This window comes from Aureicoccus marinus, assembly GCF_002954325.1.
Lineage (GTDB): Bacteria > Bacteroidota > Bacteroidia > Flavobacteriales > Flavobacteriaceae > Aureicoccus > Aureicoccus marinus.
Genome location: NZ_MQVX01000001.1, coordinates 2,951,007 through 2,976,172, shown reverse-complemented (window position 1 = coordinate 2,976,172; position 25,166 = coordinate 2,951,007). Strand labels below are relative to the sequence as shown.

Annotated in this window: 35 protein-coding genes; 32 read left to right on the top strand and 3 right to left on the bottom strand. The window is 43.8% G+C overall.

Translation table 11 applies throughout. The features are described 5' to 3' along the window. Window position 1: 1 nt before the first annotated feature. From BST99_RS13850 to BST99_RS13765, 18 genes are all read left to right on the top strand, one after another. Window positions 2–430 (top strand): hypothetical protein, encoded by a 429-nt coding sequence (locus BST99_RS13850; protein WP_105002320.1) that lies wholly within the window; start codon window positions 2–4, stop codon window positions 428–430. Then, window positions 427–1,107 carry a hypothetical protein gene (locus BST99_RS13845; RefSeq protein ID WP_105002319.1) on the top strand — a complete coding sequence of 227 codons (681 nt, stop codon included), beginning with the start codon at window positions 427–429 and terminating at the stop codon, window positions 1,105–1,107. Before BST99_RS13850 ends, BST99_RS13845 begins: the two co-directional genes overlap by 4 nt. Window positions 1,108–1,216: 109 nt before the next feature. Continuing rightward, window positions 1,217–1,897 carry a signal peptidase I gene (gene lepB / locus BST99_RS13840; protein WP_105002318.1) on the top strand — a complete coding sequence of 227 codons (681 nt, stop codon included), beginning with the start codon at window positions 1,217–1,219 and terminating at the stop codon, window positions 1,895–1,897. A gap of 183 nt (window positions 1,898–2,080) precedes the next feature. Beyond that, entirely contained in the window at window positions 2,081–2,428 is a 348-nt protein-coding gene (locus tag BST99_RS13835) for a hypothetical protein (protein ID WP_105002317.1), read from the top strand. 59 nt (window positions 2,429–2,487) lie between these two features. Further along, a complete protein-coding gene (locus tag BST99_RS13830; protein ID WP_105002316.1) occupies window positions 2,488–2,718 on the top strand; it encodes a hypothetical protein in 231 nt (76 codons plus the stop codon). Beyond that, a complete protein-coding gene (locus BST99_RS13825) occupies window positions 2,715–2,942 on the top strand; it encodes a hypothetical protein (protein WP_105002315.1) in 228 nt (75 codons plus the stop codon). Before BST99_RS13830 ends, BST99_RS13825 begins: the two co-directional genes overlap by 4 nt. A gap of 51 nt (window positions 2,943–2,993) precedes the next feature. Further along, complete coding sequence (locus BST99_RS13820; protein WP_105002314.1) at window positions 2,994–3,767, top strand: hypothetical protein; 774 nt, start codon at window positions 2,994–2,996, stop codon at window positions 3,765–3,767. Window positions 3,768–3,940: 173 nt separating this feature from the next. Then, on the top strand, window positions 3,941–4,456 hold the full coding sequence (locus BST99_RS13815; protein WP_105002313.1) for a hypothetical protein: 516 nt from the start codon (window positions 3,941–3,943) through the stop codon (window positions 4,454–4,456). A gap of 112 nt (window positions 4,457–4,568) precedes the next feature. After that, window positions 4,569–5,273, top strand: a complete 705-nt coding sequence (locus BST99_RS13810; RefSeq protein WP_105002312.1) for a hypothetical protein — start codon at window positions 4,569–4,571, stop codon at window positions 5,271–5,273. Window positions 5,274–5,525: 252 nt separating this feature from the next. After that, complete coding sequence (locus tag BST99_RS13805) at window positions 5,526–6,296, top strand: hypothetical protein (RefSeq protein WP_146106308.1); 771 nt, start codon at window positions 5,526–5,528, stop codon at window positions 6,294–6,296. Further along, window positions 6,239–6,616 (top strand): adenylate/guanylate cyclase domain-containing protein, encoded by a 378-nt coding sequence (locus tag BST99_RS13800; RefSeq protein ID WP_317046194.1) that lies wholly within the window; start codon window positions 6,239–6,241, stop codon window positions 6,614–6,616. The genes BST99_RS13805 and BST99_RS13800 overlap by 58 nt, the downstream gene beginning before the upstream one ends. A gap of 201 nt (window positions 6,617–6,817) precedes the next feature. After that, window positions 6,818–7,504, top strand: coding sequence for a DUF4386 domain-containing protein (locus BST99_RS13795; protein WP_105002309.1), 687 nt, complete (start codon window positions 6,818–6,820; stop codon window positions 7,502–7,504). 146 nt (window positions 7,505–7,650) lie between these two features. After that, a complete protein-coding gene (locus BST99_RS13790) occupies window positions 7,651–8,442 on the top strand; it encodes a DUF6090 family protein (protein ID WP_105002308.1) in 792 nt (263 codons plus the stop codon). A gap of 58 nt (window positions 8,443–8,500) precedes the next feature. Beyond that, complete coding sequence (locus BST99_RS13785) at window positions 8,501–9,109, top strand: hypothetical protein (protein ID WP_105002307.1); 609 nt, start codon at window positions 8,501–8,503, stop codon at window positions 9,107–9,109. 126 nt (window positions 9,110–9,235) lie between these two features. After that, window positions 9,236–10,273: a dipeptide epimerase gene (locus BST99_RS13780; RefSeq protein ID WP_105002306.1), complete on the top strand. Its 1,038-nt coding sequence runs from the start codon at window positions 9,236–9,238 to the stop codon at window positions 10,271–10,273. Between the two features lie 24 nt (window positions 10,274–10,297). Further along, complete coding sequence (locus tag BST99_RS13775) at window positions 10,298–11,335, top strand: DUF1611 domain-containing protein (RefSeq protein ID WP_181044241.1); 1,038 nt, start codon at window positions 10,298–10,300, stop codon at window positions 11,333–11,335. A gap of 92 nt (window positions 11,336–11,427) precedes the next feature. Then, window positions 11,428–11,979 (top strand): peptide-methionine (R)-S-oxide reductase MsrB, encoded by a 552-nt coding sequence (gene msrB / locus BST99_RS13770; protein WP_105002305.1) that lies wholly within the window; start codon window positions 11,428–11,430, stop codon window positions 11,977–11,979. A 94-nt stretch (window positions 11,980–12,073) separates the two neighbouring features. Then, the gene (locus tag BST99_RS13765; protein ID WP_105002304.1) at window positions 12,074–13,408 is read left to right on the top strand and encodes an FN3 domain-containing metallophosphoesterase family protein; all 1,335 of its coding nucleotides are present in this window, start codon (window positions 12,074–12,076) and stop codon (window positions 13,406–13,408) included. Here BST99_RS13765 and BST99_RS13760 read toward each other — a convergent pair. Continuing rightward, the gene (locus tag BST99_RS13760) at window positions 13,405–13,806 is read right to left on the bottom strand and encodes a VOC family protein (protein WP_105002303.1); all 402 of its coding nucleotides are present in this window, start codon (window positions 13,804–13,806) and stop codon (window positions 13,405–13,407) included. The two genes, BST99_RS13765 and BST99_RS13760, sit on opposite strands and share 4 nt — an antisense overlap. 165 nt (window positions 13,807–13,971) lie before the next feature. Between BST99_RS13760 and BST99_RS13755 the strand changes: the two genes are divergently transcribed. From BST99_RS13755 to BST99_RS13740, 5 genes are all read left to right on the top strand, one after another. Next, window positions 13,972–14,205, top strand: coding sequence for a hypothetical protein (locus BST99_RS13755; protein ID WP_181044240.1), 234 nt, complete (start codon window positions 13,972–13,974; stop codon window positions 14,203–14,205). A 15-nt stretch (window positions 14,206–14,220) separates the two neighbouring features. Then, a complete protein-coding gene (locus BST99_RS13750) occupies window positions 14,221–14,817 on the top strand; it encodes a DUF1684 domain-containing protein (protein ID WP_105002302.1) in 597 nt (198 codons plus the stop codon). A 285-nt stretch (window positions 14,818–15,102) separates the two neighbouring features. Then, on the top strand, window positions 15,103–16,047 hold the full coding sequence (locus tag BST99_RS13745) for a pyridoxal phosphate-dependent aminotransferase (RefSeq protein ID WP_245916282.1): 945 nt from the start codon (window positions 15,103–15,105) through the stop codon (window positions 16,045–16,047). Further along, the gene (locus BST99_RS14725) at window positions 15,966–16,295 is read left to right on the top strand and encodes an aminotransferase class I/II-fold pyridoxal phosphate-dependent enzyme (RefSeq protein WP_394335622.1); all 330 of its coding nucleotides are present in this window, start codon (window positions 15,966–15,968) and stop codon (window positions 16,293–16,295) included. The genes BST99_RS13745 and BST99_RS14725 overlap by 82 nt, the downstream gene beginning before the upstream one ends. 3 nt (window positions 16,296–16,298) lie before the next feature. Next, window positions 16,299–17,438, top strand: coding sequence for an AEC family transporter (locus BST99_RS13740; protein ID WP_105002301.1), 1,140 nt, complete (start codon window positions 16,299–16,301; stop codon window positions 17,436–17,438). Between the two features lie 190 nt (window positions 17,439–17,628). On the opposite strand, the gene BST99_RS13735 is transcribed toward BST99_RS13740, so the two are convergent. Beyond that, window positions 17,629–18,360: a membrane or secreted protein gene (locus tag BST99_RS13735; RefSeq protein ID WP_245916281.1), complete on the bottom strand. Its 732-nt coding sequence runs from the start codon at window positions 18,358–18,360 to the stop codon at window positions 17,629–17,631. Window positions 18,361–18,451: 91 nt separating this feature from the next. On the opposite strand from BST99_RS13735, the gene BST99_RS13730 reads away from it, so the two are divergent. Together BST99_RS13730 and BST99_RS13725 are read left to right on the top strand one after the other, a co-directional pair. Then, window positions 18,452–18,910, top strand: a complete 459-nt coding sequence (locus BST99_RS13730) for a DoxX family membrane protein (RefSeq protein WP_105002300.1) — start codon at window positions 18,452–18,454, stop codon at window positions 18,908–18,910. Between the two features lie 155 nt (window positions 18,911–19,065). After that, window positions 19,066–20,172 carry a DUF3078 domain-containing protein gene (locus BST99_RS13725; protein WP_105002299.1) on the top strand — a complete coding sequence of 369 codons (1,107 nt, stop codon included), beginning with the start codon at window positions 19,066–19,068 and terminating at the stop codon, window positions 20,170–20,172. 2 nt (window positions 20,173–20,174) lie between these two features. Here BST99_RS13725 and BST99_RS13720 read toward each other — a convergent pair whose 3' ends face one another. Beyond that, entirely contained in the window at window positions 20,175–20,549 is a 375-nt protein-coding gene (locus BST99_RS13720) for a hypothetical protein (RefSeq protein ID WP_105002298.1), read from the bottom strand. A gap of 78 nt (window positions 20,550–20,627) precedes the next feature. Here BST99_RS13720 and BST99_RS13715 point away from each other — a divergent pair, with 78 nt between their 5' ends. The 7 genes from BST99_RS13715 to BST99_RS13685 all read left to right on the top strand — a co-directional run bounded on the left by BST99_RS13715 (window position 20,628) and on the right by BST99_RS13685 (window position 25,100). After that, window positions 20,628–21,131: a YciI family protein gene (locus BST99_RS13715; RefSeq protein WP_105002297.1), complete on the top strand. Its 504-nt coding sequence runs from the start codon at window positions 20,628–20,630 to the stop codon at window positions 21,129–21,131. A gap of 54 nt (window positions 21,132–21,185) precedes the next feature. Further along, window positions 21,186–21,368 carry a hypothetical protein gene (locus BST99_RS13710; protein ID WP_105002296.1) on the top strand — a complete coding sequence of 61 codons (183 nt, stop codon included), beginning with the start codon at window positions 21,186–21,188 and terminating at the stop codon, window positions 21,366–21,368. Window positions 21,369–21,611: 243 nt separating this feature from the next. Then, window positions 21,612–22,193: a restriction endonuclease gene (locus BST99_RS13705; protein WP_105002295.1), complete on the top strand. Its 582-nt coding sequence runs from the start codon at window positions 21,612–21,614 to the stop codon at window positions 22,191–22,193. A 23-nt stretch (window positions 22,194–22,216) separates the two neighbouring features. Next, window positions 22,217–22,780 (top strand): hypothetical protein, encoded by a 564-nt coding sequence (locus BST99_RS13700; RefSeq protein WP_105002294.1) that lies wholly within the window; start codon window positions 22,217–22,219, stop codon window positions 22,778–22,780. A gap of 11 nt (window positions 22,781–22,791) precedes the next feature. Beyond that, a complete protein-coding gene (locus BST99_RS13695) occupies window positions 22,792–23,319 on the top strand; it encodes a hypothetical protein (protein WP_105002293.1) in 528 nt (175 codons plus the stop codon). 139 nt (window positions 23,320–23,458) lie between these two features. Continuing rightward, on the top strand, window positions 23,459–24,055 hold the full coding sequence (locus tag BST99_RS13690; RefSeq protein ID WP_105002292.1) for a sigma-70 family RNA polymerase sigma factor: 597 nt from the start codon (window positions 23,459–23,461) through the stop codon (window positions 24,053–24,055). Next, on the top strand, window positions 24,048–25,100 hold the full coding sequence (locus BST99_RS13685) for a hypothetical protein (protein ID WP_105002291.1): 1,053 nt from the start codon (window positions 24,048–24,050) through the stop codon (window positions 25,098–25,100). Before BST99_RS13690 ends, BST99_RS13685 begins: the two co-directional genes overlap by 8 nt. The last annotated feature ends 66 nt before the right edge of the window (window positions 25,101–25,166 follow it).

The following is a 25,166-nucleotide window of genomic DNA, read 5'->3' as shown; positions in this document are numbered from 1 at the left end:
AATGAACAATCTGAGTAAATACGAAATGATTTTTTATTTTCTGATTCATCCCATTCTGACAATGACATTTTTTATGACTTGGTTTAACCAAACAACCTTACCTGGAATTGGCATGGCACCTATCCTTCTTGGCATAATTCTACTGATTGTCTTCGCGATTGAAATAACGCTGGTTTTGGTGTTTAGAAAGCGGATCATCGGACTGGGAAAAAAGCTGATTTCGCTATTCGTAGGGTTTCTCATCTACGAACTGACCCTATGGTTGTTTGGAGGTTCCGACCTAATGGCGTTTCTGGATTCCTTTGAAAAACCCTTCGAAGAAAATATTGACGGAGCAGTTTCATTTTCATCCCTATTCTCTCTTCTGATCATACTTGGATTGATGATCATTAATGAAAAACTAACTAAAAATCCGGCATCACCACAATGAAGAATCGATTTCTCCTCACACTTACCCTCCTATTAATTGGATTCAATAACAGCCTGAAAGCACAGGAAATAATAGACAAGTTAGCGAAAGATGTGTGTAGCTGTATTCAAAAACAGGAGGTCAAAAATTCGGATATTATACGATCTTGTTTTGAAGATATACTCATCAGCAACATGAAAGAGTTAAAGGAGCACTATGAGGCAAATACTATAGAAGATCTTGATGTAGAGAATATTGGAATCCTTATTGGATCTAAGTTGGTCAAAGACTGCACTTTCATTTTAGAAAACTATAACTCTGAAACTGTTGGTAGCGATAAAGAGGTTGCAAAACAAACCGATTTAAGCTGTAACGACTTAAAAAATGGAGACTTTTATTACCTAACCAAAAGACCGGACACGAGTATTATCGACACCACCTTCGTTACCATTTCCAATACTATGTTTTTGGAAAGAATGAACCGCGGACGGACCTATTCCATGCTTGATATAAAATGGAAAGAAAATTGCGAATTTGAATTGATTTTCAAAGAAAGTAACGACCCATTTAAAAAAGAATTTAGCAAACCAGGAGACGTATATGAGTATGAAATACTTACTAATGGAGTCGAATCATTCTTCCTTAATTTAAAATGGAAGGGCAGTACCTACCAGATGGAATTGTTCAAATTAGAGTAACCATCTTGAATCGGGGTGCAAATTCATCACCCCTCCCCATTTTTCCTAACTTCCATTCAAACCACAGCCACACTCGCACAAAATATAATCGAAACCTCCGTAACACTTGATGAACAGCAAATTAAGACTGTACTTGATCATAGCAAGCTCCATAGTAGGCTTGTATACAATTCTCTGGTTCTCGGGAGTCTTCGTTGTTTATAGAAATAGTACCTGGGCAAATGAGCCAAGCCTGAAAGAAGGACAATTCATTGTCACCACAACTCTCATAAACCCGGAACCTGGTGATTTTGTAGCCTATACATTCAAATACCCAGATAGTCTCTTTAGTCAACACAGGATCTTCCGTATGGTGGCGAGCGAAGGAGATATAGTTGAAATGAGAGATGGAACTCTTTTCGTCAACGGGGAGAATTTTGACAAGGACCTTTCTTTAGCTCACGAATACAGGTTTTCCATTGAGGAGTTAAATAAGTTGGATCTCGATAATAATTACAGCTATGAGCACTTCTTCTGGATGAAGCCAGAAGACACGCTAACCCGATTTATTGATGACAGAATAGTCGAAAAATTTAACCTAAAACAAAGAAGAGTTATCAAATCGCGGAAGGAGTACGACGATCTAATTCAAGCATACTATAAGCAGGATTGGAACAGGGATCACTTTGGTCCTTTTAAGATCCCGAAAGGAAAGTTATTTTGTCTGGCTGACAATCGGGATGTATCTGAAGACTCTAGATCTATTGGGCCCATCGATAGGAGCGCAGTTAAGGGGGTTTTAATTAAATAATATGGAAGACAAAAGCAGATACCTATCCATACTCGAATCTGGTGCTTTAATGAGCCTGGAGGTTTTCAATGTAAATAACACCTACATCGAAGTAGAGAATAAGAATCTCTGGCTAATAGACGGTGGCATACAATTATCATTCCCTGCTGGATTATTCAAATTGGCTGGAACGCAGATCGCCAAATGGTTCTCGGCGGTTTTGAAGACCTCAAGGAGCAACTCTCTGACTTGCCCTTTAAAACCCTATCAAAAGGAAATATTTACAGGCTTCACAGCCTTGCGGGTAAAAAAGTAGTGCGCTCAGATATCAAGTGGTTCACTTATGAGGTCTGGGATGATACTGCTGACGATTTTATTTCGGCCGAAAGCCCCATGGAAATTGTACTGGAATTCGAAAACAACAAAACAGTGCAGTTTGCTATTGTTGATTATCAGCTTGACAGCAATGATGAACCGATGGACTTCACCTTCGAAAATGGCGCAGAAATACTTATTTCGTTTGAGAAGAGGGTAGAGATACAAAATGGGTAACAAAGTCTATAATCAGATTATCGAATTGCAACAGGGTAAATAAGGATTGAAGTAGTAAAATGAGTTCTACAGCAAAAAACCAATCAGGGAAGACCTTTGTTGAGAATGGGAAGGTTGTTTGGGAATACAATACAAAGCGAATTGTAGAAGTTCCTATTGACCAAATAAAGCTGATAGCCGAGTACACGAATGATTGGGGGCCCTGGTCGAACGACTGGTATTTGGTCATTTACAACCGCCAATCCCAGTTTTTCGAAATTTCAATGTATGCAGAAGGGCATACTGAATGATGACTCACTTAGGCGAAAGTCTTGGCATTGAGTTGTCTATAAAACTGATCAATTCCGCTGATTGGAAATCGAATATCCTCTATCCTGAACAATTCAATGGGAAGGAACTATGGGTTCCGAAGGAAGTAAAACCAAAATCATTTTTAGGCAAAATCAAAGCACTATTCGGCAGTACAAAAATAGAGCTGATCTTGACCGAAACGGCGAAAGAGATCCTTGGATAAATTCACTGGCCAGGGATCGTTTTAATTCGAACCCAGGCAACTAATTGGACGATGGCAGAGACAAATCCTAAAACCACAACAAGAAAAAAGAAGAAACCAATAGCAGTTTTACTTCTAGCTATGGACCTATTTGGGTGTCAAAAATCTAATAACCAGATTGACTTAGCACAGGAGTTAAGAGGGAACACCTTTACCTTGACTTCGAATGGAGAAAAGGATACCATGACAATTGAATTCAAAGACTCGACTTTCACTGTTTTTGAGTTTGGCGACATGAACTTACCCTGGCGAACCACATCTTTTGAGAATAATGAATTATTGGTTTTTGAAGGTCAAGTAATTGCTATAAAGCAAGTTGATAAAAACACATTTAAAGGCCTCTTAATACTCGAAAAGGATTATGAGGTCCTTCTTGAAAAACGACTAGCTCGATGGGACCAGGAGCTACTTAATGGTATTTGGATTGAAGAAAAAAATTATGATTTGTTCCTGAATGATAGTGTGGCCAAACCTCCCGTCCCACCTGCGCCACCAGGATTAACGGATAAGAATTTTCAATACCCACCCTTCTATGAAATAAATGGCGATACTATTTCTGCATTCTATTTTTATCAAGTTTCTAAATCTCAAATCGAGATAAATAATTCAGTAGAATTCTTAACCCTGGAGTTAAATAGTAACAAGGATATAGTTGAGAAGCAATGGAAAATCAAAAAGCTAACCGATAGCATATTGATTATCGACAGAACTATAGAAAAGGAAAACAAAAAGTTTAGCTTCTTAACGACTACTGAGGAAAATATAAAACTGATTAAAGTACGTTAATCACCACAAGCTAAAATCCATTACCGAGTTGATCCTTGATCCTTAGCATTACCTTGTTTAGAAAAGAGTTACTATTAATTCCTATCTACCTGTGTTTCTTTTTAGAGTGTAGTGAATGAATTCTAGAAAAAGCAATAAATTCAACTACTAATCAACTAACCCCAAACTTAATAATGAGACTTAAGATCATCATTCTCTTCGCCTTAATCACCAACTTATCATTCGCCCAATACGGGATGATCGATAGAGGTTCGGGTGAAAATTTAGTTTTATCTACTGGGCGTTCTAATCTGGCCTGGATCGAAATGAACAAGCCCGAACGCATCAAAGAATACCTGTCTTCGCAAACTGAAGTAGACTATGCGAAATTGGTAGACAACTGCAGGAATTCTTCTGAAAAATTTCCGTTCGATAATTCACTACCCGTATTTTTCGACAAGGATGATGGTTCTAATTTTTACGAAAGAACCTATTTCACAAAGGAGAATGGCGAAATCAAATACCTCCTACAAATTCGCATCATCCTTCTTATAGAAAACGAAGTCCCTAAAGTCTTGAATATCGAATTCAGAGAGGGTGATAAGATTGAGAAGCTGGAAGAAGAATTTGCTTACATGAAACGAGTTGGTGATAAACTCTCGGTCCCACCTCCTCCTCCCCCGCCACCTGGATTACCGGTGAAGCATTAATTCCAGGCAAGGCTAATCGGCCAGACCTTCCTTGGGTTAAATTCCTATTTTAGAAGTCTATGGATGTGTTTTACATCTGTATAATTAAGTTAGGTGCAATTTCACCAAACCAATGAAACATCTTTTTCTTATCATATTTCTTCTCACTTTTTTGAGCTGTAATTCCAAAAAGGACAGTGCGGTTTCTAAAATCAAAAACCCAAATCCAGAAAAAGTAATTCAAAAGAAACTAAGCGGAAAAGAAGTCGTAGAAGAGTTAGAAAAATTGGGGTATTTCAATCTTACCAATGAATCCGAATTAGATTCGGTTAAAGCTGATTTTCAAAAAACATACACGGATTTAAATTTCTTTCAAGGACCAATGCGTGCCAATACTCTGAATTTCATGGACAATCGCTATCAGTGGGTTGATTGTGAGGAACTATTCGAGATTGGCGGATTGACTGAATATCTAAAACAGGTAAAACCAACTTTTGAAAAACTTGGACTGGAATTAATATTCGAGAACGAACAAAGCGTACAAGATCAAAATAGTTGGAAACACACAATTGAACTCAATGGAATAGAGTACACAGCATTCGACGGACAATTTTCTCACTTGGATTGGGGAATTGCCTATGTGAATTTTATAGAAATGTTGAACGCAGAATTGCGAAGACAAAATTCGGACGAGCAATTTTATTCAATAAATTGTGGCAATGACGGAATGTTTGTTTTGCTAACCTTAAAACAGTTGGACTTTGTAAACCGGAATTATCCCATTGACGATGAACATCCGGTGACAATGAGCAATTGGAAGAAAAGAAATGGCTTATAAAACTGCACATAACCCTAGCTAAATCCCATTTAACTCCCCACCTTTTTCACTAACTTCCTAATCAATCAAAAACGTTCGGCTCTGCTCTAAAGAGTCCTAGCCTAGACCGTTGTAGGTAATGTGAATTAATTTACAGGTATTTAATCATCTTGTTATTTGTTTCAGGTAGTTGTTTTCAGAAAACTAATAATTAAAAACCATTGAGTTCCATTTATGCAATAAATGGACATAACAAATCAATAAAAATCATCCATGAATATATTCGCAAGCCTAAGACACAAAATTTCTCATTACAGCATTAAAGGAAAAATAATAACCGTTTTATGGATAACCTTAATTTGGACCTTAATAAGATTATTTAGGTTTTTTGAAACCTATGCCAGCAATAAGGATTCTACAGAATTTAATGAAGAGTTAGCATCGAGTATTCTTATTACTATTGTTGCAGGTTTATTTGTTGGGACCAGTATGGTATTTCTTTGGGAGCGTTGGCTGAGAAGAATGGCTTACTTCAAAGCCATGTTTTTCATTATGCTGTTTTACTCCTTGATGTTTTCTGTTTTATTCAGTTTAGAACAGTTAATGAATAAGCCGAGTAACACAAATCAAACCATGGATGTAGAGGTCCTTGCGCTTAAATTTAAAGAAGGATTTAATCTGGTTTTTTTGACGAACTATATCTATTGGCTTGTTATTACGTTTTTGACCATTTTATTTTTATTCATCAGGGATAAATTCGGCCCAATTCCGTTTGTTAATTTTTTAAAAGGAAAATACCTAAGACCAAAACGCGAAGAGCGCATCTTTATGTTTATGGATTTAAAATCGTCCACTGCAATCGCTGAACGGCTTGGAGAAGAACGCTATTTCAATTTCTTAAATGACACCTTTAGTATAGCAACTCCTGGTATATTAGTTACACAGGGAGAAATTTACCAGTACGTTGGTGATGAAATAGTAATTAGCTGGCTGATAAACAATGGGTTAATAGAGCAAATTGTATCCGCTGCTATTATGAAATAATCGAACTGCTAGAGGATAAATCGGTTTATTTTGAGGAAACCTACGGAACACAACCTCTATTTAAAGCTGGATTACATTTTGGTCATGTCATTACTGGTGAAATGGGAATTGTAAAAAGAGAAATTGTGTATTCTGGAGATGTTTTAAATACGGCTTCTAGGATACAATCACTTTGTAACGAAATGAACACGGATATATTACTATCTAATAATTTATTAAAACAAATTGATCTAAAATTTCTAGATAAAGAATTTAAGTCTGTTGGTAATATTACGCTTAGAGGAAAACAACAAAAAATAGAGTTAGTAACCCCCTGTTAAATAATGATTAAGTATTGACTCTTCTTTGATGCATCTGTAAACCGTCAGCTAAAAGTGGACTGAATTGATTGAAAGTGAAGTAACTCTTATCTACCTTCCAAGAGTTAGGAAGAGATCACTTAAAATCAATTCTATTATGACCAAACAACATTTGTGCGTTTAAAAAGCACAATTAGGTTTTTCTATCAATATGTAATAATCATGAATGTAAAGACAGAACACAAGAATTTAAGTAAGACAGCAAGACTAACTGGCTTATGGTATTTAATGATGGCAGTTACTGGAATTCTGGGGTTTATGGTCTTTCATTCCCAAGTTTTTGTGTCAGGCAATGCTGAACAAACACTAACCAATTTGGTAGAGTTAGAATCTACAGCAAGAGTAAGATTACTCTTAGAATTTGGCATCGTAATATCTCAGGCACTTACCGCAGTTTGGTTTTACAAATTATTTAAAGACAATTATGAATGGGAAGCTTGGACTTTAGGTTTATGGGGAACGGTAAATGCGATAGTCATTATGATAAGTGCAATTTCGATGGCCTCTGCAATAGGTATTGCCAATTCTGATACAAATGCTTTGGAAGACAAAGTTTTACTCATTCAGGTTTTTCAAAACATGATAAAATACGCCTGGAGTATTGGTGGTCTTTTCTTTGGACTTTGGCTATTTCCTATGGGATACATCGTAGTCAAATCAAAAAGAATGCCTGTATGGCTCGGAAGAGTAGTTATTTTAGGTGGTATTGGCTATGTATCTAGCGCTTTTATCGGCTACGCAGGACTTGATTTTAGCTTCAATAAATTTCTTACGCTGCCCGCCACTATTGGAGAATTTTGGATGATCGGTTATTTGCTGATTTTTGGAATAAGGCCCATCAAAGAGTGATCATAAAACTGTACACAACAATAACTACAGTCAATGGCTAAGGCTTCCCCATTTTCACTAACTTCCTTCAAACCAAAAACCTTGGGCACTGCTCTAAAGAGCGATAACCGAGACCGCTGTGAATCATTATTATAAACCACCCACTAATGATTAAATTCTTTAGACAAATTCGAAAAAAGCTGCTCTCAGAGAACAGGTTTATTAAGTACCTGATTTATGCAATAGGTGAAATTGTTCTTGTGGTTATTGGGATATTAATCGCATTATCCATTAATAACTATAATGAAAGACAAAAAAATCAAGCAAAGGAGCAACTCATTTTAAAGCAATTAAGAAGCGAATACACAAGAAATCTCAGGCAATTAAATGAAAAGATTCTCATGAGAAATCAAGGGTTAGTTGCTTGCAATATTTTATTGGATCAAATTGACAATCCACAATCCTTCAATGTCAACGAGTTTTATAAATCTGTGTGGCAAATTATGAGGGACCCCACATTTGACCCCATTGAAAACGATATTATTGGCTCCGAAAAATTAAGACTTATTCAAAATCAAAAGCTAGTTGAACTTTTATCAAATTGGTCTTCAGAAGTATTTCAAGTACAAGAACTTGAGTTACAATATCAAAAATATAGAACAGAAACAATTGTTCCTTGTATCACCCGATTAGGTGTGCTAAGGAACGTAAATCATGCACTATGGAAGGATGGCTACACACCAACCGAAGCGTTAGACAAAAAGTACAATTATAAGTTCAGCATTGAGCCAACTCAAAAGAAATTGGACTTAGACAAGGTAATAAATGACGTTGAATTAGAAGGTATCGTTAGTATGGTTATAACATTTAATCAAATGACCAATATGCAGTCTCAGTCCTTAAGAGAAAGAATAAAAAAGATGATTGAGATAATTGAAAACGAGATTGATAAAGAATAAGAATTCAAAAGCAAATGAAACCTTATTTTTTTCAAATACACCCTTTTGGACCAATGCTATGAATCTTCAACCACTACGAATAGAGGCTGGATGGCAAGTTGACTACAACCAATTTTATGAAGTTGATCCCCTTCCAGGCAAGGAGAGCTACTTTACTGGCTCCAGTTTGTTAATTCTGAAAAATCAAGCTCGGTTAAAATCCATAGATGTGGAATGGTCTTCGGAAGGCGAACTGTCCGGAGAATACCGGGTCCATGTTTTGAACTACTTAGAAAACTACACTGCCAAATCCGACACCTACGACATCGCTCCGGATTGGGAGCATCCTGTTTTGGTCTACTCCACCCGATCCCGTCTGGAACTGGTCGATCAACTGGAAAGCCTGATGAAAACGCTCCCTATCTATGAAGATCCCAGGATTTGTTCAAAAAGAGGAGTGATTGATCAACCTTCTGAATCGTATCGTATTGAGTTGGAAAACAAGGGCCCATCTAATGAGCTCCTTGCAAGGATTCTCCATGACGGAAACGCTAAAATTCAAAGTCTTTTAATTGATCATACAGATATTACAAAAGAGCATCTGGCCGAGATTCTGGAGCGAAGCATCTCGAAAAAAGTAAAAAATAAAGCTCTGCAACGCCTAAATAGTCAGGCTTTCCGGCATTAATACCACTGGAATATCTCAGGTAAAAATCCAATTACTCCTTAAATTTTCTTTCTCCTAAAGTTCATCGAAAAAGAACAAAGTCTAATTTTAGGTAACCCAATACAGGGCTATCTAAAAACTTCGCTTTTGGAAATCAACCTCAACATCCTCTACCTCAAAAAACGTTTCCCTTTGCGCATCAGTCGGGGAACGCGTTATGGCGGCAACAACCTCTTTGTATCCATTACGGACGGCCCGCACACCGGAATCGGGGAAGTATGCCCGGGCAAATCCGAAGGGGCCGAAACGGCAGAAGAGGCCGAAAGCCAACTTCAGGATTTCATCAAAGACCTGAAGGCCATCGACAACCCCCACGAGGTCTACGACCAGGCCTTAGAAGCCAAGCTAGCGCCTTGTGCCCTGGCCGGATTAGACATTGCCTTATGGGACCTTAAAGCAAAAAAAGCAGGAATGCCCCTGTACCGTTTACTGGGCTTTCCTAAGCACCTAAAACCCACCTCAATCACCTTGGGAATCATGACTCCGGAAGAAGCGGAAGAAAGACTCCCCATCATTCTGGAGCAAGACGGCATGAAAACGCTCAAGGTCAAGCTGGGGAATCCAGAGGGTATTGAAGCCGATAAGGCCATGTACCAAAAGGTGCTGGAGTACCGAAAAACCTTTCCGATTTTGATCCGAATCGACGCCAACGGCGGGTGGAACTTGAAGGACGCTCAACACATGATGCAGTGGTTATCTGAAAGACACTGCGAGTACGTCGAACAGCCTCTCAAAGAAGGGGAGGAAGGTGACTTGCCCCAACTCTTTAAAAACCGCCCTCTTCCCATCTTTGTGGACGAGAGCTGCCGTTTTGCCACCGATATCCCGAACTGGGCCACAGCGGTCGATGGAGTCAATATGAAACTCATGAAATGCGGCGGTATAACCGGGGCCCTGCGCATACTAGCCACAGCGCAGGCGCACAAGCTCCAGACCATGATCGGTTGTATGGGGGAATCCTCCATTTCTATTGCCGCAGGCGCAGCGCTCTCGGGTATGCTGGATTATATCGACCTGGATTCTCATCTGAATCTGGCCCCGGACCCGGCCACCGGTGCGCCTTTGATTGACGAATGTATTGTTCCTCAAGAAATCCCAGGCCACGGAGGACAGCTCGATTTCTAAGCCCAACTAAATATCTTTCAGTCTATGTTCAGCTCAGATCAAAAACTGGCCATTTTTATGGAAGGCGCCCTGGATCATCATTCCGGTAAAATGGGCTTTGGCCTGATGCGCTTTTCTCAACACCCCATTGTCTGTGTGATCGATTCCAAATACGCCGGCAAAACGGTTCAGGAGGTGATTAACCTGCCCTACCCCATCCCGGTGGTCGGCAGCGTGGAAGAAGCACTCGAAAAGCAAGCCGATATCTTGGCTCTGGGGATTGCTCCCAGTGGCGGAAAATTCCCGGACGATTGGGATGCACCCATATCCAAGGCACTGGAACTCGGCCTATCACTGATCAACGGCCTGCACGACGATCTGAACCAACGCTACGGTCACCTGCTGCAAAAGAACCGCATATGGGATGTGCGTAAACCCAAACCGGCTTACCCCATCGCGCGGGCTCAGGCCGCCAAGACAAACAATATGCGGATCCTCATGATCGGAACCGATATGGCGGTTGGCAAAATGACGGCCGGATTGGAGCTCTATGACGCCCTTTTAAAGAAAGGCATTAAGGCGGGCTTCGTCCCTACTGGGCAAACGGGAATAGCCATCATGGGGAATGGTATTCCTCTGGATGCGATCAAAGTGGATCAAGCTTCGGGCGCAGTGGAAGAGGCGGTTTTAGAACAAGCAGACAAAGAGGTAGTGATCATCGAAGGGCAGGGATCCCTGGCCAATCCTGGCAGCACAGCCACTTTGCCCTTGCTCAGAGGTTCGCAGGCCACCCACCTTATTCTTTGTCACCGAGGAGGTCAAACCCACCTGCAATTTCCGCAGGATGGAGTTCCCTTTCCGCCCTTAAACGAATTCATCGCCCTTAACGAAGCCGTCGCCGGAGTCTGTGGTAGTTTAACCCCCGCCAAGACCTTGGGTGTTTGCTTAAACAGCAAAACGATGGACGAAGAGGCTGCCCGGGCGCAGATCGAGGAAATTGAATCACTTACGGGCCTTCCGACGACTGATGTGATTCGTTTTGGCACAGAGCGTTTAATCGACACCATACTTGCTCAGATTTAGGAAGACATTATAAGACCCGAACTCCGTTTATCCCTAATTTTGGTAAGGATGGAATGGGTTATTCCGTCTATTGAAATGAAAAAGAAGAAAACATGAGATTAACGCTTGTATTATTAGTGGGGTTGGCAACCTTAACCGTCTCTTGCCAAACCAAACCCACCCCTGCCCAAACCAAGACGGAGAAGCAGGAGGTCGTTGCTTCTTATCCCATCCAAAAATCGGATCAGGAGTGGAAGAAAATGTTGACGGAAGAACAGTATTACATCCTGCGCCGTCAGGGAACAGAATACGCCTTCTCCGGGGATTATTGGGACAACAAAAAGAAAGGTACTTACTACTCCCGTGCCACCGGGCAGCCGCTATTTCGGTCCGAAACCAAATTCAAATCCGGAACGGGTTGGCCGAGTTTTTACAAGCCAATTTCTGAAGATGCGGTTGTTGAAATCGTCGACCGCAGTCACGGCATGGTCCGTACAGAAGTGGTCGACAGCGGAAGTGGTTCCCACCTGGGGCACGTTTTTCCTGATGGTCCCGCACCTACCGGTCTGCGGTACTGCATGAACTCTGCCTCCATGATCTTCGTCGCGGACGGAGAACCCTTGCCCGAAATTGTTCAGCAGTGGCAGGAAAAGTTTGGAAAGTAATTTTTAGAGAGGTCTCCTGATTCAGGAGGCCTTTTTCTTTATTTGGCTACTTAGCTGTACCTTATTCCGGGATTACTCATCTCAATAGCAGCCTATGAAATTCTGTAAAATATACATCGCGGTTCTTTTACTCCCCCTGTGTTCAGGTGCATTCTCTGTCTATGGGCAGCACTCACACGACCAAAATGGCTTACACCATTGGGAACTCCCGAGTAAGGATCCAGACCGCATTATCTTGACCTTTCACGGGGACCCGGCCACCAGCCGTGCGGTTACCTGGAGAACCGATACCACCGTTACCAAAGCGGTCGCCCAAATCGCGGTAGCCAAAGTAAACTCCTCTTTTAAAGAAACCGCTTCAAGCCAAGATGCCACGACAGAAACCTTTGATTTGGGTCTGTACAAACGCAATCAATCCTACAAGGTGCATTACCACAGCACCGTATTTGAAGGCTTGAAACCCGACACCCAATACGTTTATCGGGTGGGCGATGGGGACCAGTACTGGTCGGAGTGGATTCAATTTAGGACCGCTAAAAAAGGCTATTCCCGCACCCAATTTGTCTACTTTGGAGATGCGCAGAACGACGTATTGGAGCATTGGTCCCGGGTGATCCGAAAGGCCTATCAGACGGCTCCAGACGCCAGCTTCGTCATTCATGCGGGTGACCTCATTAACGATGCGCACAAAGACCAGGAATGGGCCGAGTGGTACAAAGCCGGAGGGTTTATCCACAGCCAGTGGACAGCCATCCCTGTGGTTGGGAATCATGAATTTTGGCACCTGAAAAACAGAGAGGGACGCATGCTTTCGATTCAGTGGAGACCTCAATTCACCCTCCCTGTCGAAGAAGAGCTTGATCCCAAACTGCACGAGACGGTATATACTGTGGATTACCAGGATGTCCGCATCATCGTACTCAACTCCAATGATCTGTTGGAAGAACAAACCGAGTATGTGCGCAAGCAGCTGGAAAGCTCCACCGCCAAGTGGACTATTTTGACTTGCCACCACTCTATTTTTGCACCGGCTGTTGGGCGGGATTTTCAGTTCGCACGAGAAAACTGGAAACCCCTTTTGGATCAATATAATGTGGATTTGGTTCTCAACGGCCACGATCACACCTATGCTCGAGGCCATGTACCTTTCCGATTTGCAGAGAAAGGCCCGAACGAAGATTTAGGCACTGTCTATATAACTTCGGTCAGCGGTCCAAAACAGTACGACCTCGATAAGGATCAATTGGAAGGCTTTAGCAACCAGGGCTACCAACTCGATCAAACCGGTGAACAAACCCAATTCTATCAAGTGATCACCGTGGAAGACAACAAGCTGACTTATGTCGCCTATAATGCCCTCGGGGAAGAACACGACCGCATTGTCATCAAGAAGAATTTTAAATCCGGTAAAAAGAAGTTGGTGGATTAAGTCTTCAGGTATTCAATCAACATGATGTTGTTGCCCACGGTATCATTTAAGACGGCCGTTTTCACTTCTCCCATTTCTTTGGGTTCTTGCAGAAATTCTACACCCAAGGCTTGGAGCCTGTTGTATTCGGATTGCACATCATCCACATCGAACTGGGTATAGGGATAGTTCGCCTCCAACAAGGCGTCCTGATAGACTTTACAGGGCTCAAAATGAAGAGGGCCCGGTTCAAGAAGAATTTCTGGACCATCCGGCAGGTCTTTTGACAAAAGGGTAATCCAGCGATTTCCTCCCCCCATGTCTACATTTTTATTGACGATAAAGCCCAGCTTGGTGGTATAAAACTCCAAAGCCTTTCGCTGATCCCTGACTGGAATACTGATTAGTGTTACTCTCATAATTCATTTATCGAGGTTGTCGTTTAAAGTTCTGGAAAAATAACAATCACCCAGACATGTATCCCTTGAATGGAGATTTCATTATTTTCATCTTTTTGAAGTGATGATGTCTTTTAAATAAATAAGTTTTGCACTAAGCTTTCTATTGGCCGGGTGTTAATTGGCTTGGTTCTTTCCCATAACCTTTCGGGCTATGCGCTGCGCTACTTCGGTAGCAAGCTGTTTGGTTTGGACGAAAAATCAGCCAGAACAGTGGCCTTTGAAGTGGGTATGCAAAATGCAGGATTGGCTTCTGGGATTGCATTTGCAATGGGTCGCCTGGAGATCATGGGGCTGGCAACAGCCGTTTTTGGCCCAATCATGAACATCACCGGGTCTTCATTGGCGACGATCTGGTAACGTAAAAAAACTGAAATGAAATACGGGTTCTTGCTTTTCTTTTTATCTGTACTCGGGCTCAACGCCCAGACCTATGAAGATACCGTGCGGGCGTACCACAAGGAACAGAATGATTTCTATTCGAATCCCAAGACTTCACCCCTGACGGAGGAAGACCTGAAAACCTTTGAAGGACATCCCTACTACCCGATTGATGAGGAATACCGGGTAGTCGCTGAATTCATCCGTATTGAGAATGCAGCTCCTTTTTTGATGAAAACCACAACCGATCGCTTACCCACCTACCAGCTCTACGGAAAGGCCCGTTTTACACTGCAAGGCAAGACCTTCGAATTGGAACTCTACAAAGACCTCAGTTTTCAGGGTCGACTCAAGTACCGGGATATCCTCTTTTTACCCTTTACCGATTTGACCAATGGAGACGGAAGTTATGGCGGAGGTCGCTATATGAACATCAAAATTCCGGAAGGAGATACGGTGGTACTGGATTTTAACAAGACCTACCACCCTTACTGCGTCTACAATCCGGTCTATTCCTGCCCTATCCCCCCTGAGGTCAACCACTTGGAAGTGGCGATCAAGGCTGGGGTCAAGCTAAATAAGAAGAAATAAAAAGCCCCCATAAAGGGGGCAGCTGCAAGTTGAGTTAGTCTCCATCTTTGACAGCTAATTCATTTAACGAGGACAACACCTATCTACAGTTATAATAGACGCAGAAGTTGGCTGTTTGTCACAGTTTTAGCCAATATTTAACATCTACCGCTGTCAATCTGTTAATTCTGCCCCCTCTGCATTTTGATGTCTCCATTTATGCGGGCTGATTTTTGGGGATATCCCATAGGAATTACCAAAAGAGGACTCTATTTTTAAATCATTGTAAATCAAAGTAGTAGTTCTATGAATAAGCACGCATTCAACAGAAGAGATTGGTTGAGAACAAGTTTATTATCGGCGGGTGGTGCCTTGGCCATGCCCCACTTGACCTTTGCCTCCTCCGCGCAGTTCGAAGTCACTCTCGACCAAGACCACAACGCCATTTACAGTCCTTTCTTCAAGGAATTCCTTCCGGATAGCCCCTGGGAACTTCCTGCCCTGAAGGCCAAGCTGAACGCCAATGAAAATCCTTATGGGCCTTCTCCAATGGCCCTGGACGCGGTAAAGCAGCACGCAGCTGGCGGTAACCGCTATGCCTGGGGAGAGTTGTTTGCCCTTATTGATAAAATCGCCACTTACGAAGGGGTCGAGTCCCATCAGGTCATTATGGGTCCTGGATCTTCCGATCTACTCGAAAAATTTGGAATGCTCTCTTTTCTTAAAGGAGGAAATGTCATTTCGGCTGACCCTGCTTATATGTCCCTGGTCCGGGTGGCCGAAGCCATGGGTGCTCAATGGAAAGGTATTCCCCTCAAAAAAGATTGGTCACACGATTTAGAGGCGATGGAAGCTGCTATAGATTCAGAAACCCGTCTGGTCTACATCTGCAACCCCAACAACCCCACCGGCAGCTTGACAGAAGCTGCAAAACTGAAAGATTTCTGTGCAAGAGTCTCAGAAAAGGTTCCTGTATTTGTCGATGAAGCTTATCTCGATTTCTTGGAAGATGGTCATGAACAAAGTATGGTGGATTTAGTAGCCCAGGGTAAGAATGTCATTGTCGCCAGAACTTTCTCAAAAATATACGGAATGGCCGGCTTCGTGTTGGCTATGCGGTCGCTCCGAAAAAAACCATTGAAGGGGTTCAAAAAATCACCCGCGGTGGAATGGGCATCTCATTACCATCGGTTTATGCGGCTATTCAAGCGATGGACGATAAAGCCTTTATTGACCGTTCCCGCAAGTTGAATGCAGAGAGCCGGGAATTTGTGTACGCAACCTTAAAGGAAATGGGGATTGATTACGTACCCTCATCGACCAGTTTTATCATCTTCCCTATCGAAATGGAGGGCAAAGCCTTTCTCAATAAAATGCAGGCAGAACTAGTCGGTGTAAGGGCCTTCTCGTTTATGAATAAGAACTGGTGTCGTGTCAGTATGGGAACCTTAGAAGAGATGCAAACATTTGCAGGTGCACTGAAGAAAGTACTGGTTTAAACGATGGAGAAAACCCTGGTCTTTTTTCTTTTTATTTTCACAGGCTATCTCCTAAAGACCAAGTTTCAGTCCAAGGAAGAAACCCTGGGAATAAAAAAAATCATCCTCAATTTAGCTCTGCCGGCAACCATATTTATGGCCTTGCTCAGTATTGAGATCAACCAACAACTGCTCTTACTTCCTGTACTGAGTTTAGGATTGAATCTCTTGCTATTCTTGAGTAGTCCCTGGATGGGTCGTCTTGCGGGGATAAAAAAGGGAAGTGCCGAAATGCGCACCCTTCGCCTCTTGATACCCTCCCTTGCTCCGGGATTATCGTGTTTTCCGTTCGTGTTGGAGTATTTAGGAGAAGAAGGACTGGCCAAAGTGGCGATGGCAGACCTGGGCAATAAAATGTTTGTCCTTTTTGTGCTCTTTTGGGTCGCCATGCTCTGGCACCGCAAAACCTCCGAGGAGGTTACCCCATCTGGTACAACTAAACCAGGCGCTCTCCTAAAGCGTTTTATCTCGGAACCGGTCAACCTCTTTATTTCAGCTGCACTTTTACTTTTGGCCCTTGGGATTGACTTCTCCAGCCTTCCGCTGGTCCTTCAAGACACACTGGGTCGTCTCGGGGGAATCATGACGCCCTTGGTCTTGCTTTTTATCGGCTTATCGGTGAAGATCAAAAGAGAGCAATTCAGAGCTCTTTTTGCCCTGCTGAGTTTACGAGCGGCCTCTGTCTTTCTTCTGGTGGCCTCCATACTTTTCGCGACTGGCTTGTCGGCACGAGTTGAAGTCTTATTGCTCTTGTGTTTTTCTCTCAGTGCTTGCAGCTTTTGGCCTTTTGCGCATATCACAACCGTAAGCCGTTTGGAAGAAAAGAGACGTACGGAAGAACAGACCTTTAACCCGGCTTACGCGATTAACCTTTTGGCTTTGTCTTTTCCGATGTCCACGGTACTCATTCTTGGCGTACTCAATAGCGGAAGTTCCCTGACGAACCCCTGGAACCTGATTCTGATTGGTGGAGCCTTGAGTTGTCTCGGTCTGATCGTTTCCCCTAATAAGATCAAAATCAATAGTTTATTGAAACTTTCGCCTGATTTCCGAAGTACGGTTAAAATCAGCAGGCCCAGAAAACGAGCGGCTCACGTCAAATAGTTTGGTTTTCAGAATAGTAAATAAAAAACCCTCTCGGGACGGAGAGGGTTGATTGTAGAGTATCTCTTTTTTTTGATAGCTAATTCAATTGAAAAATGAGGACAAACCTTACCCTACTAATGCCTTTTTGCAAAAATAGGGCCTCATTTTCAGGGGTTTTGCTAAAGCTTTCCCAAATTAGACCAAACGCTTATTTCTTCCGTAGACTCCAAATTTCATCAATGGGAGATCCTTTGCTGCTCTTGCCGCTGTGCCGCCAATCGCCATTTTCGAGGGCGTAATTGAATCCTAAGCTCGCTCCGACCCGGGTGTTGTCCCGAGAAAAGAACTCGATATTCTCGGTGTACTTGCCATCAAGGGTGGTATAGGTACCTCCACCAGTCCCCATGAATTGCTTGGTTTCGGTATTGTAGGCAATCCATTGAAAACGAGTTCCAGAAAGGATTTTCATGGTTTTTCGCGGACGATTGGTGTCGCGTTTTTGCATAACGCCATTGCGGACCCTGCCCGATATCAACCAGGCTCCGGCGAGGTCACCTGGTCCTCCCTTGTCAAGCCGTTTCCAAACCTGATCCCGACCGACAATTTTCAGGCTTTCTTCTTGAAGATCAATCGCGAAAGAGATGGAGGTTCCAACCCGTTCCGGGTAATCGGTATCAAACTCGACAGTTTCGGTCAGGGTGTTGCCTTCCAGGCTCCAAAGCCCTCCGTTGGTCGAAATAAAGGCCCCATCACTCTGCGCATAGATGGTATTGACTTGGAAACCATCGGCAAAGATGACCACAGACCTTACCGCCACGCCTTTATCTGAGATATACTGGGCTTCCCAGGCCCCTTTGAGGTCTTGGGCATTGGTGCTCAAGATCATTCCCAGGACCAGAACCAGACAGCTCAGCAGGCTCTTTCGTTTCAATGATTTCATATTCGTTTACTTTTCTCATAAGGTACGAAATCAGGTTCTCCTGCTCCAAAAAGGGGTAGATTGTACCTTTAAGCCCACCAAAGAAATCAGCATGAAGAAGTACACCAAGATTTTCTATATCGTTTTGCGCCTATTTATTGGAGTGGTGATGATTAACGGAGGTATTTATAAGTTCTCAGAACCCCGGCCTTCCTTAACGGAAGTCGTGCAGACGGTAGAAGAGCTCCAAGAGTCGAACAACACGAACGAACTCAAGAAAACACTTTACATCAGCGGAATGCAGCAGACCGGCTATTTTTGGGAGGTACTCGGAGTCTGCGAAATCGTCTTTGGTCTTTTACTCCTCCTTCAAGGAACCAGCTTTATCGGGGCCATCCTGCTCTTACCGATCACCTTTCACATCTTTTTTTACCATGTATTTCTGGAGCCTGAGGGCCTTCGCCCCTTAGCAACCACAGGAGCCTTATTTGTCGGAAACATTCTCTTGGTTCTCAAAGACCGACATTTCTGGAAACCCTTGCTCTGGGTCCACCCGTGGAAAGAAAAATAGATTTCCCTATTCTTCAGAAGACAGCGGTCAAGATCACCTCAATTTCGAGCGCTTTCTGCTTTTTACACAGGATTTAGTGCTGTATATTTACCCCCGATTTCAATGAGGGCAACCCCAAAGCCCCTTTGAACCCGAACCGGCACAAACCTTAACCAATGCCTGTATTCCGCCAACTCATCGTAGGGGTCACTTTATTCTGTTGTCTTTTGAGCCACTCGCTGTGTGCACAGGACCGCGGACACCTGCCTGACATCATGCCGATCGACACCCTGAAGGCGAAATGGCCCGTCATCAAGGTGGCCAAGCCAAGGGTTCCCCTCACCTTCAACTTTGCCAAGTACCAATTGGGGGTTCAAAAAGCCAAAGAATTTACACCGCGACGGGTTCCTAAAATCCCGCGCTGGGCTTGGGAAAACGGAAACGTCTTTAACGTCAACCTGAACGAAACGGCTTTTGTCAATTGGAATGCAGGGGGAAACAGTGCCGTATCGGTCAGCGGGAATCTGCGTTTGTTTCGTTACCTGACCTACAAATACCTCAGTTGGAAAAATGAGCTCCGGGTGGGCTATGGTATCAACGCCCAAGAAAATACCCGTCTGCGCAAAGCGGAAGATTATGTGCGCTTTACCAGCACCTTCAGTTACCGCCGTGATACCCTGACCAACTGGTTCTACTCGGTAAAACTCGACTTCAACACCCAAATGGATGACGGTTTTAAATATCCAAACCGAGAAACCCCCATCTCGCGCTTTATGGCTCCTGGCTATGTCTTCTTTGGTATGGGAACTTCCTACATCATCGGAAACAACAAATTCAACCTCTACATGTCTCCGGTCACCATGAAATCAACCCTGGTACTGGATCAAACCCTGGCGAATCAAGGGGCTTTCGGGGTACAAAAAGCAGAGTTGGATGCCGATGGCAACATCCTAGTCCCTGGCGAAAATCTCTTTATGGAATTGGGGATACTCATCACCCACGACTGGGAAACCAAGATCGCCAAGAATGTCTTTATGGATCACCGTCTCAACCTCTACACCGACTACCTCCGCAAGTTTGGTAACGTCGATGTGAACTGGGAACTCACCTTTAATCTGGTGGTCAACGAACACATCAAGACCGATGTCGGTTTTCAGCTGATCTACGATGACGACATCAAATTTGACCGGGAGGTCGATATGGACGGTAATGTGATCACTCCAGGAGGTGCACGAACACAATTGCGCCAATTCTTGGCAGTGGGAATGAGTTATACCTTCTGATCCTATTGGGCGATCTTGACCTTGATGGGTCCTCCGGAGTAAACACTGCTGCCTCCGACTTCATCAATATTGACATTCAGCTCTTCGCTGGTGTTGACCCCCTCTATGCTGACCCTCATCTCATCGTAGGTATCGATATTGCGAATATTGACATCGATTTCTTCCGCGCTGAGCAAACGAACATTGAGCGAGCCGTCAGGATTCAAAGGCAGACTAAGCCGTTCTTCTGACCAGTCCTTGAGCAGGACATCAGTCTTCGATTTATCGGACTTCGCCGCATAGGCACGAGGAATAAGATCCATTTGACTGAGGGTCTGCAGACTGAGGTTTACAGCGATCACGGTCAGGACGATAGAGAGGTAATGATTTTTTTTCATGATATTTGATGTTACCGGTTTATCTGATCATTCTCTATCAAAGATTGTTCCAGACAAAACCCAACCAAGACCTCAATCATGAATAAGTATTTCTTTTTCACCCTGTTAATGGGTGCTCTAACCTTGGCTGCATGTAGCTCCACCCAAGAAGAAAAACCCGCTGAAGACGAAAACACCCTTGTTGAACAAACCTCTGTTTACGACTCCATCAAAGCCGCGAAGGCCGGAGCGGATGACTACGGAATGAGGCCCTATGTCATGGCTTTTCTCAAGAAAGGACCGAACAGAGATCTTCCGGAAGAGGAAGGTCAAAAACTGCAAGCGGCTCATATGGAGAACATTGGCCGAATGGCAGAAGAAGGGAAGCTCGTCCTGGCTGGCCCTTTTATGGGCGAGGGAGAACTCCGAGGAATTTATATCTTTAAGGTAGAAACAGTGGAAGAGGCCAAAGCCTTAACCAATACAGATCCCGCCATTCAATCCGGGAGCTTGGTAATGGAACTCCTTCCTTGGTACGGCTCTGCTTCTCTGGTCGAAATCAACGAACTTCATTACCATTACGTCAAAGAATCTATGGAATAAAATCCCCCATATTGCCCCCTTTCCCCCAGAATTGAACAAGAACCAAGCTTTCAAATGAAAAAAACACTGCAATCCAAAAATTTCAAGCAGATCTATGGCCTTTCTGCCGTTGGGGTTATTCTGCTCATTCAGTTATTAGACGAGGAAGCCCACTTCCTCTACATCCAACTTCTACTCGCTGGCTCCGTCCTTCTGTTGGCCATTCTCTTGGCTTACTGGGACAAAAAAGAGGCCTAACCACCCTCCTTCTGCCAGAATCATCTGGCAAGTACTGCACGCATTCTCTTTCCTGTCAGGATCTCTGCTCAGAATTCCGTGCTAAAAGACTTTTTTTCACGATATTGTCAGACCGCCTTGTAGTCAGATTTGTGGGAAGACTACTTCGGAGGACTTCTTTTTAGACGGCATGAATATTCAGCAATGTGCTCGATGTGTGCTATTTAGGAATCACTATCTTTTCCCACTTAATTTTTACCAACCATGGGCAACCTGCAGAACTGGCAGAACGAAATCAACGCCAACACCCAACTTTTTCAAGGGTTCAGCCACGAACACCTGCTTCGCATTTGGGATGAAGTCATCGAACCGTGGGTCTATCCGGCAAAAGGCCTCCACGACCTCAGCGCTCCAGTCGCCTTTGAATACCTGATTATTCGCGCTTTTGAGCTGGAGGGAGCGGAAGTATCGTACCCCTTTATGGCCCAGCCTTTTTCGGACAGCCGCATACTGGAAGAAATTGATGGTGCCATCTACCTTCCCGGTATCAGCGCTATTGTTGAATCCAAATGCTTTGATCAGCGCAAGGTGACCTCGGATCAAATCGGGCAGCTCCGAAATAAACTCATCAACCGTCCCTCCTACGGCATCGGTTGCTTCTTTGCCCGCACCAGTTATAAAGAAAGTGCCTATAAACAAGCACAAATGGCCAGCCCCCAATGCATTTTGCTCTGGGACGGAGAAGAAATTAAAGAGGCCTTCAAGAACCAAAAACTCGTGCAGGTACTAAAAGAGAAGAACCGTCGATTTTTTGAAGACCTAAAACCTTTTAAAGACACTCCTTAAGGGATGTAGCAAACACTCTATTCATGGAGATAAACCTAAAAAACGCCAACCACCAAGAATTGATCCGGGCCTGGGAGACCATTATCGATCCCAGAAAGGCGCAGGAGGGCCTCAGTCCTCAACTCGCCTTCCGCCAGTTGATCATTCGGGCTTTTGAGTTGGAAGGAGCCGAAGTTCGCTTCCCCTACCAAGTCAAAGAAGATCAAGAACGAGATGCCCTGGAAAACCTAGACGGGGTCATCTACCTCAATGGCCACAGTTGTATTGTGGAATCGCATTGCCTTTCGAAGGGAGGGGTGACTTCCCGCCGAGCCAATGTATCATCGGGGCACATTTCGCGCTTTAGAAGCAAATTAATGAACCGACCCGGCTATGCCGTAGGTTCTGTATTCTCGGCCACGGGATTTAGTCCGTCTGCCCTGATGCAAGCCCAACTTTCGCTACCTCAGACTATACTGTTGTGGTCGGAAGAAGAAATCAAGGAATGCCTTTACCGGCAAACCTTTACAAAAGCTTTTAAAATCAAGAATCGACGATTTTTCGAACAGTTAATCCCCGATTACGATCACCGCGTTGATTACCTCTAAAGCCTCGATCTATGAAAAAAGTAATTGTATACGAATCAGCACAGCAAAAACAACTTCTTGAACTCTCCTTGGGCAGATCCCTTCCCCTTACGGTAAAGACCTTGGTTGGTGGAGGACACCAATCGGCCATTTCCGTTGTCCGCTCATTACGTGTTAAAGGTGGTTTTCAGGTGCTTCTTCTGGTGGATATCGCCGGAAAGGAAGGAGAAGACATCGAAGAACAGCTTCGCAAGTCTGTGGAACTCATCGAGCAAGTGCCTTCAACGGTTCCGGTCAAGCTGGTCACTTTTGAACCTTCGCTCGACCACATCCTGCTTTCGAGTAAGAGTATTTTGGAAGAAGTACTCGAGCAGCCCATCACCCAGAGTGAATTTGACGGCTACCGCAAAAGCGACCAGGCGGTGCAATTTCACTTTGCGGATAAAACCAGAAACCTGACCAAAAAGAGGCTCTTTAGAAAGGTAGAGCCTCTGCTACAGGAAAAGGCGAAATCCCTTCCAGAAATGGAGGAAATTCGGGCATGGATTTCGGCTCCCTGAGGTTACTTGTGGGAAAAAATGACATAAACTAGAAAAGGGTGCAGATTTCATGCTGAGTTAAGGAAGCATCGCGTTTTTTTCTTTATTTTCCCTAACCTTTTTTTGGCCCTAACAGGCCGCCATAAAGTAGAACGACCCAATGAACGACAAAGAACGCATCGCGGCTATTCGCGAAAACAAAGAAGCCCTGCGCGCTGTTTACCAGGAGTGCAGATCCCGGGCTATGGCGTTTTTGCTTACCTACTTTGGGGACAACCTCGACGATGCGGATCGGCTCAGTATTTACCACGACGCCCTGCTGGTCTTCTACGAAAAAATCATCCATCCTGATTTCGAACTCAAGGCTTCCATTCAAACGTATATCAACTCCGTATGCCGCAATATGGGCTATGAGAAGTTGCGCGAAAAAGGTAAGCTGAGAAACTTTAATTCCAAGATCAGCGACGAACAACTCGCGGATTTCAATGTCGATGTCGGCATCGAGGATAGTCTCGAAAAAGAAGAGAAGATGTCGGCCCTTGAAAATGCCTTAGAAAAGGCATTTGACAGCCTGAAGCAAGCCGGGGGGCACTGCTACAATCTATTACACGATTTCTGGTACCACAACCTGAGTATCCAGCAATTGACTGAAAAATACAATTACGCCAATACCAATACCGCAAAACAGCAAAAAGCCAAATGCCAGAAGCGGTTGAAGGACCTGGCGCAACAATTTTTGAACATTTCCTATGATTAGTCTGAAACATATCGCCCAGTCCACACTCAAGTTGGTCGACGAGCGCTTTACCGTATCGGCAGACCAAAATTGGGAAGAGCTGGTGACTGTTCTGATGGAACAGACCAACTTCTACAAAGCCATACAGGCCATTTCTGCTTCCGGAAACTGGCCCATGCGTTCCAACGAATTTGAATTGTGGCAGACCTATTTCTTTATGGAATTGGCGGAATACTGTCACCGTACCAAGAACCTGAGTGTCGAAGGAAAAATGATCGAGCATCCCCGTTTTATCGAATTGCTTGAATTCATTCAATCCCTAAAGAAGGTGACTCGCCTAAGAGGTCGGGAAGACCTCATTGACAAACTGATCAAGGACCCCTTGGCGGAAGTCAACTTCAAAGACCAACTCATCGAACACCTGATCCGCCGTCAGAAGCGCGAAGAACTACAGGACTTAATGGATATTTGGGAAGCCGAAACCCGCCACGACTCCACCCTGCTCACCCAAGAAAATGCAGAAATTCTGGATCTGGACATGCACGACACCCTCGAAATAGGAGAAGAAAAAGGCGTGCATGCTTTAGTATCAAGCTTCCAGGAAAGTGTGCAGCTCGATATGGAATGGAAAGCCGCACCTGAAGTCAACGACAGTCTGCAACCAGCAGCTCACCGACGGGCCAAATCCATCTTTGAGGAAGCGAAAAAACTGGAAAAATCAGGACAACCTCAGTTGGCCATGAACCAGTATTTCTACTGCCGAAAAGAACTCAACAAGGAGGAAGCGGTGAAAAGCCCTCTGTATGCCGAATGTGTGACCGCTATTGCCCGTTGCGCTGCTAAAGTTGAATTAGCGCGTCAGCAGCACGCTAGCCCTCATTTCTCAGAAATGCAAGCTCCAGCACCACCTCAACCCAACCGAACGGCTCAGCGTGTCCTGTGGCTTTTGGTATTGGGTCTTTTGGGTTTGATTGCCTGGAGAGCATACGGGGTGTACGAAACTGAAATTCTGGAATACCTGGGGCATTTTTTCAACCCCAAAGGCCGTCTTTTTTGGGAATCCTAGAGGTTTATAATTCAATTTAACGCCTTAGAAGGGTAACCTTTTGTTTCTGGTGTCATTAAGGTATAG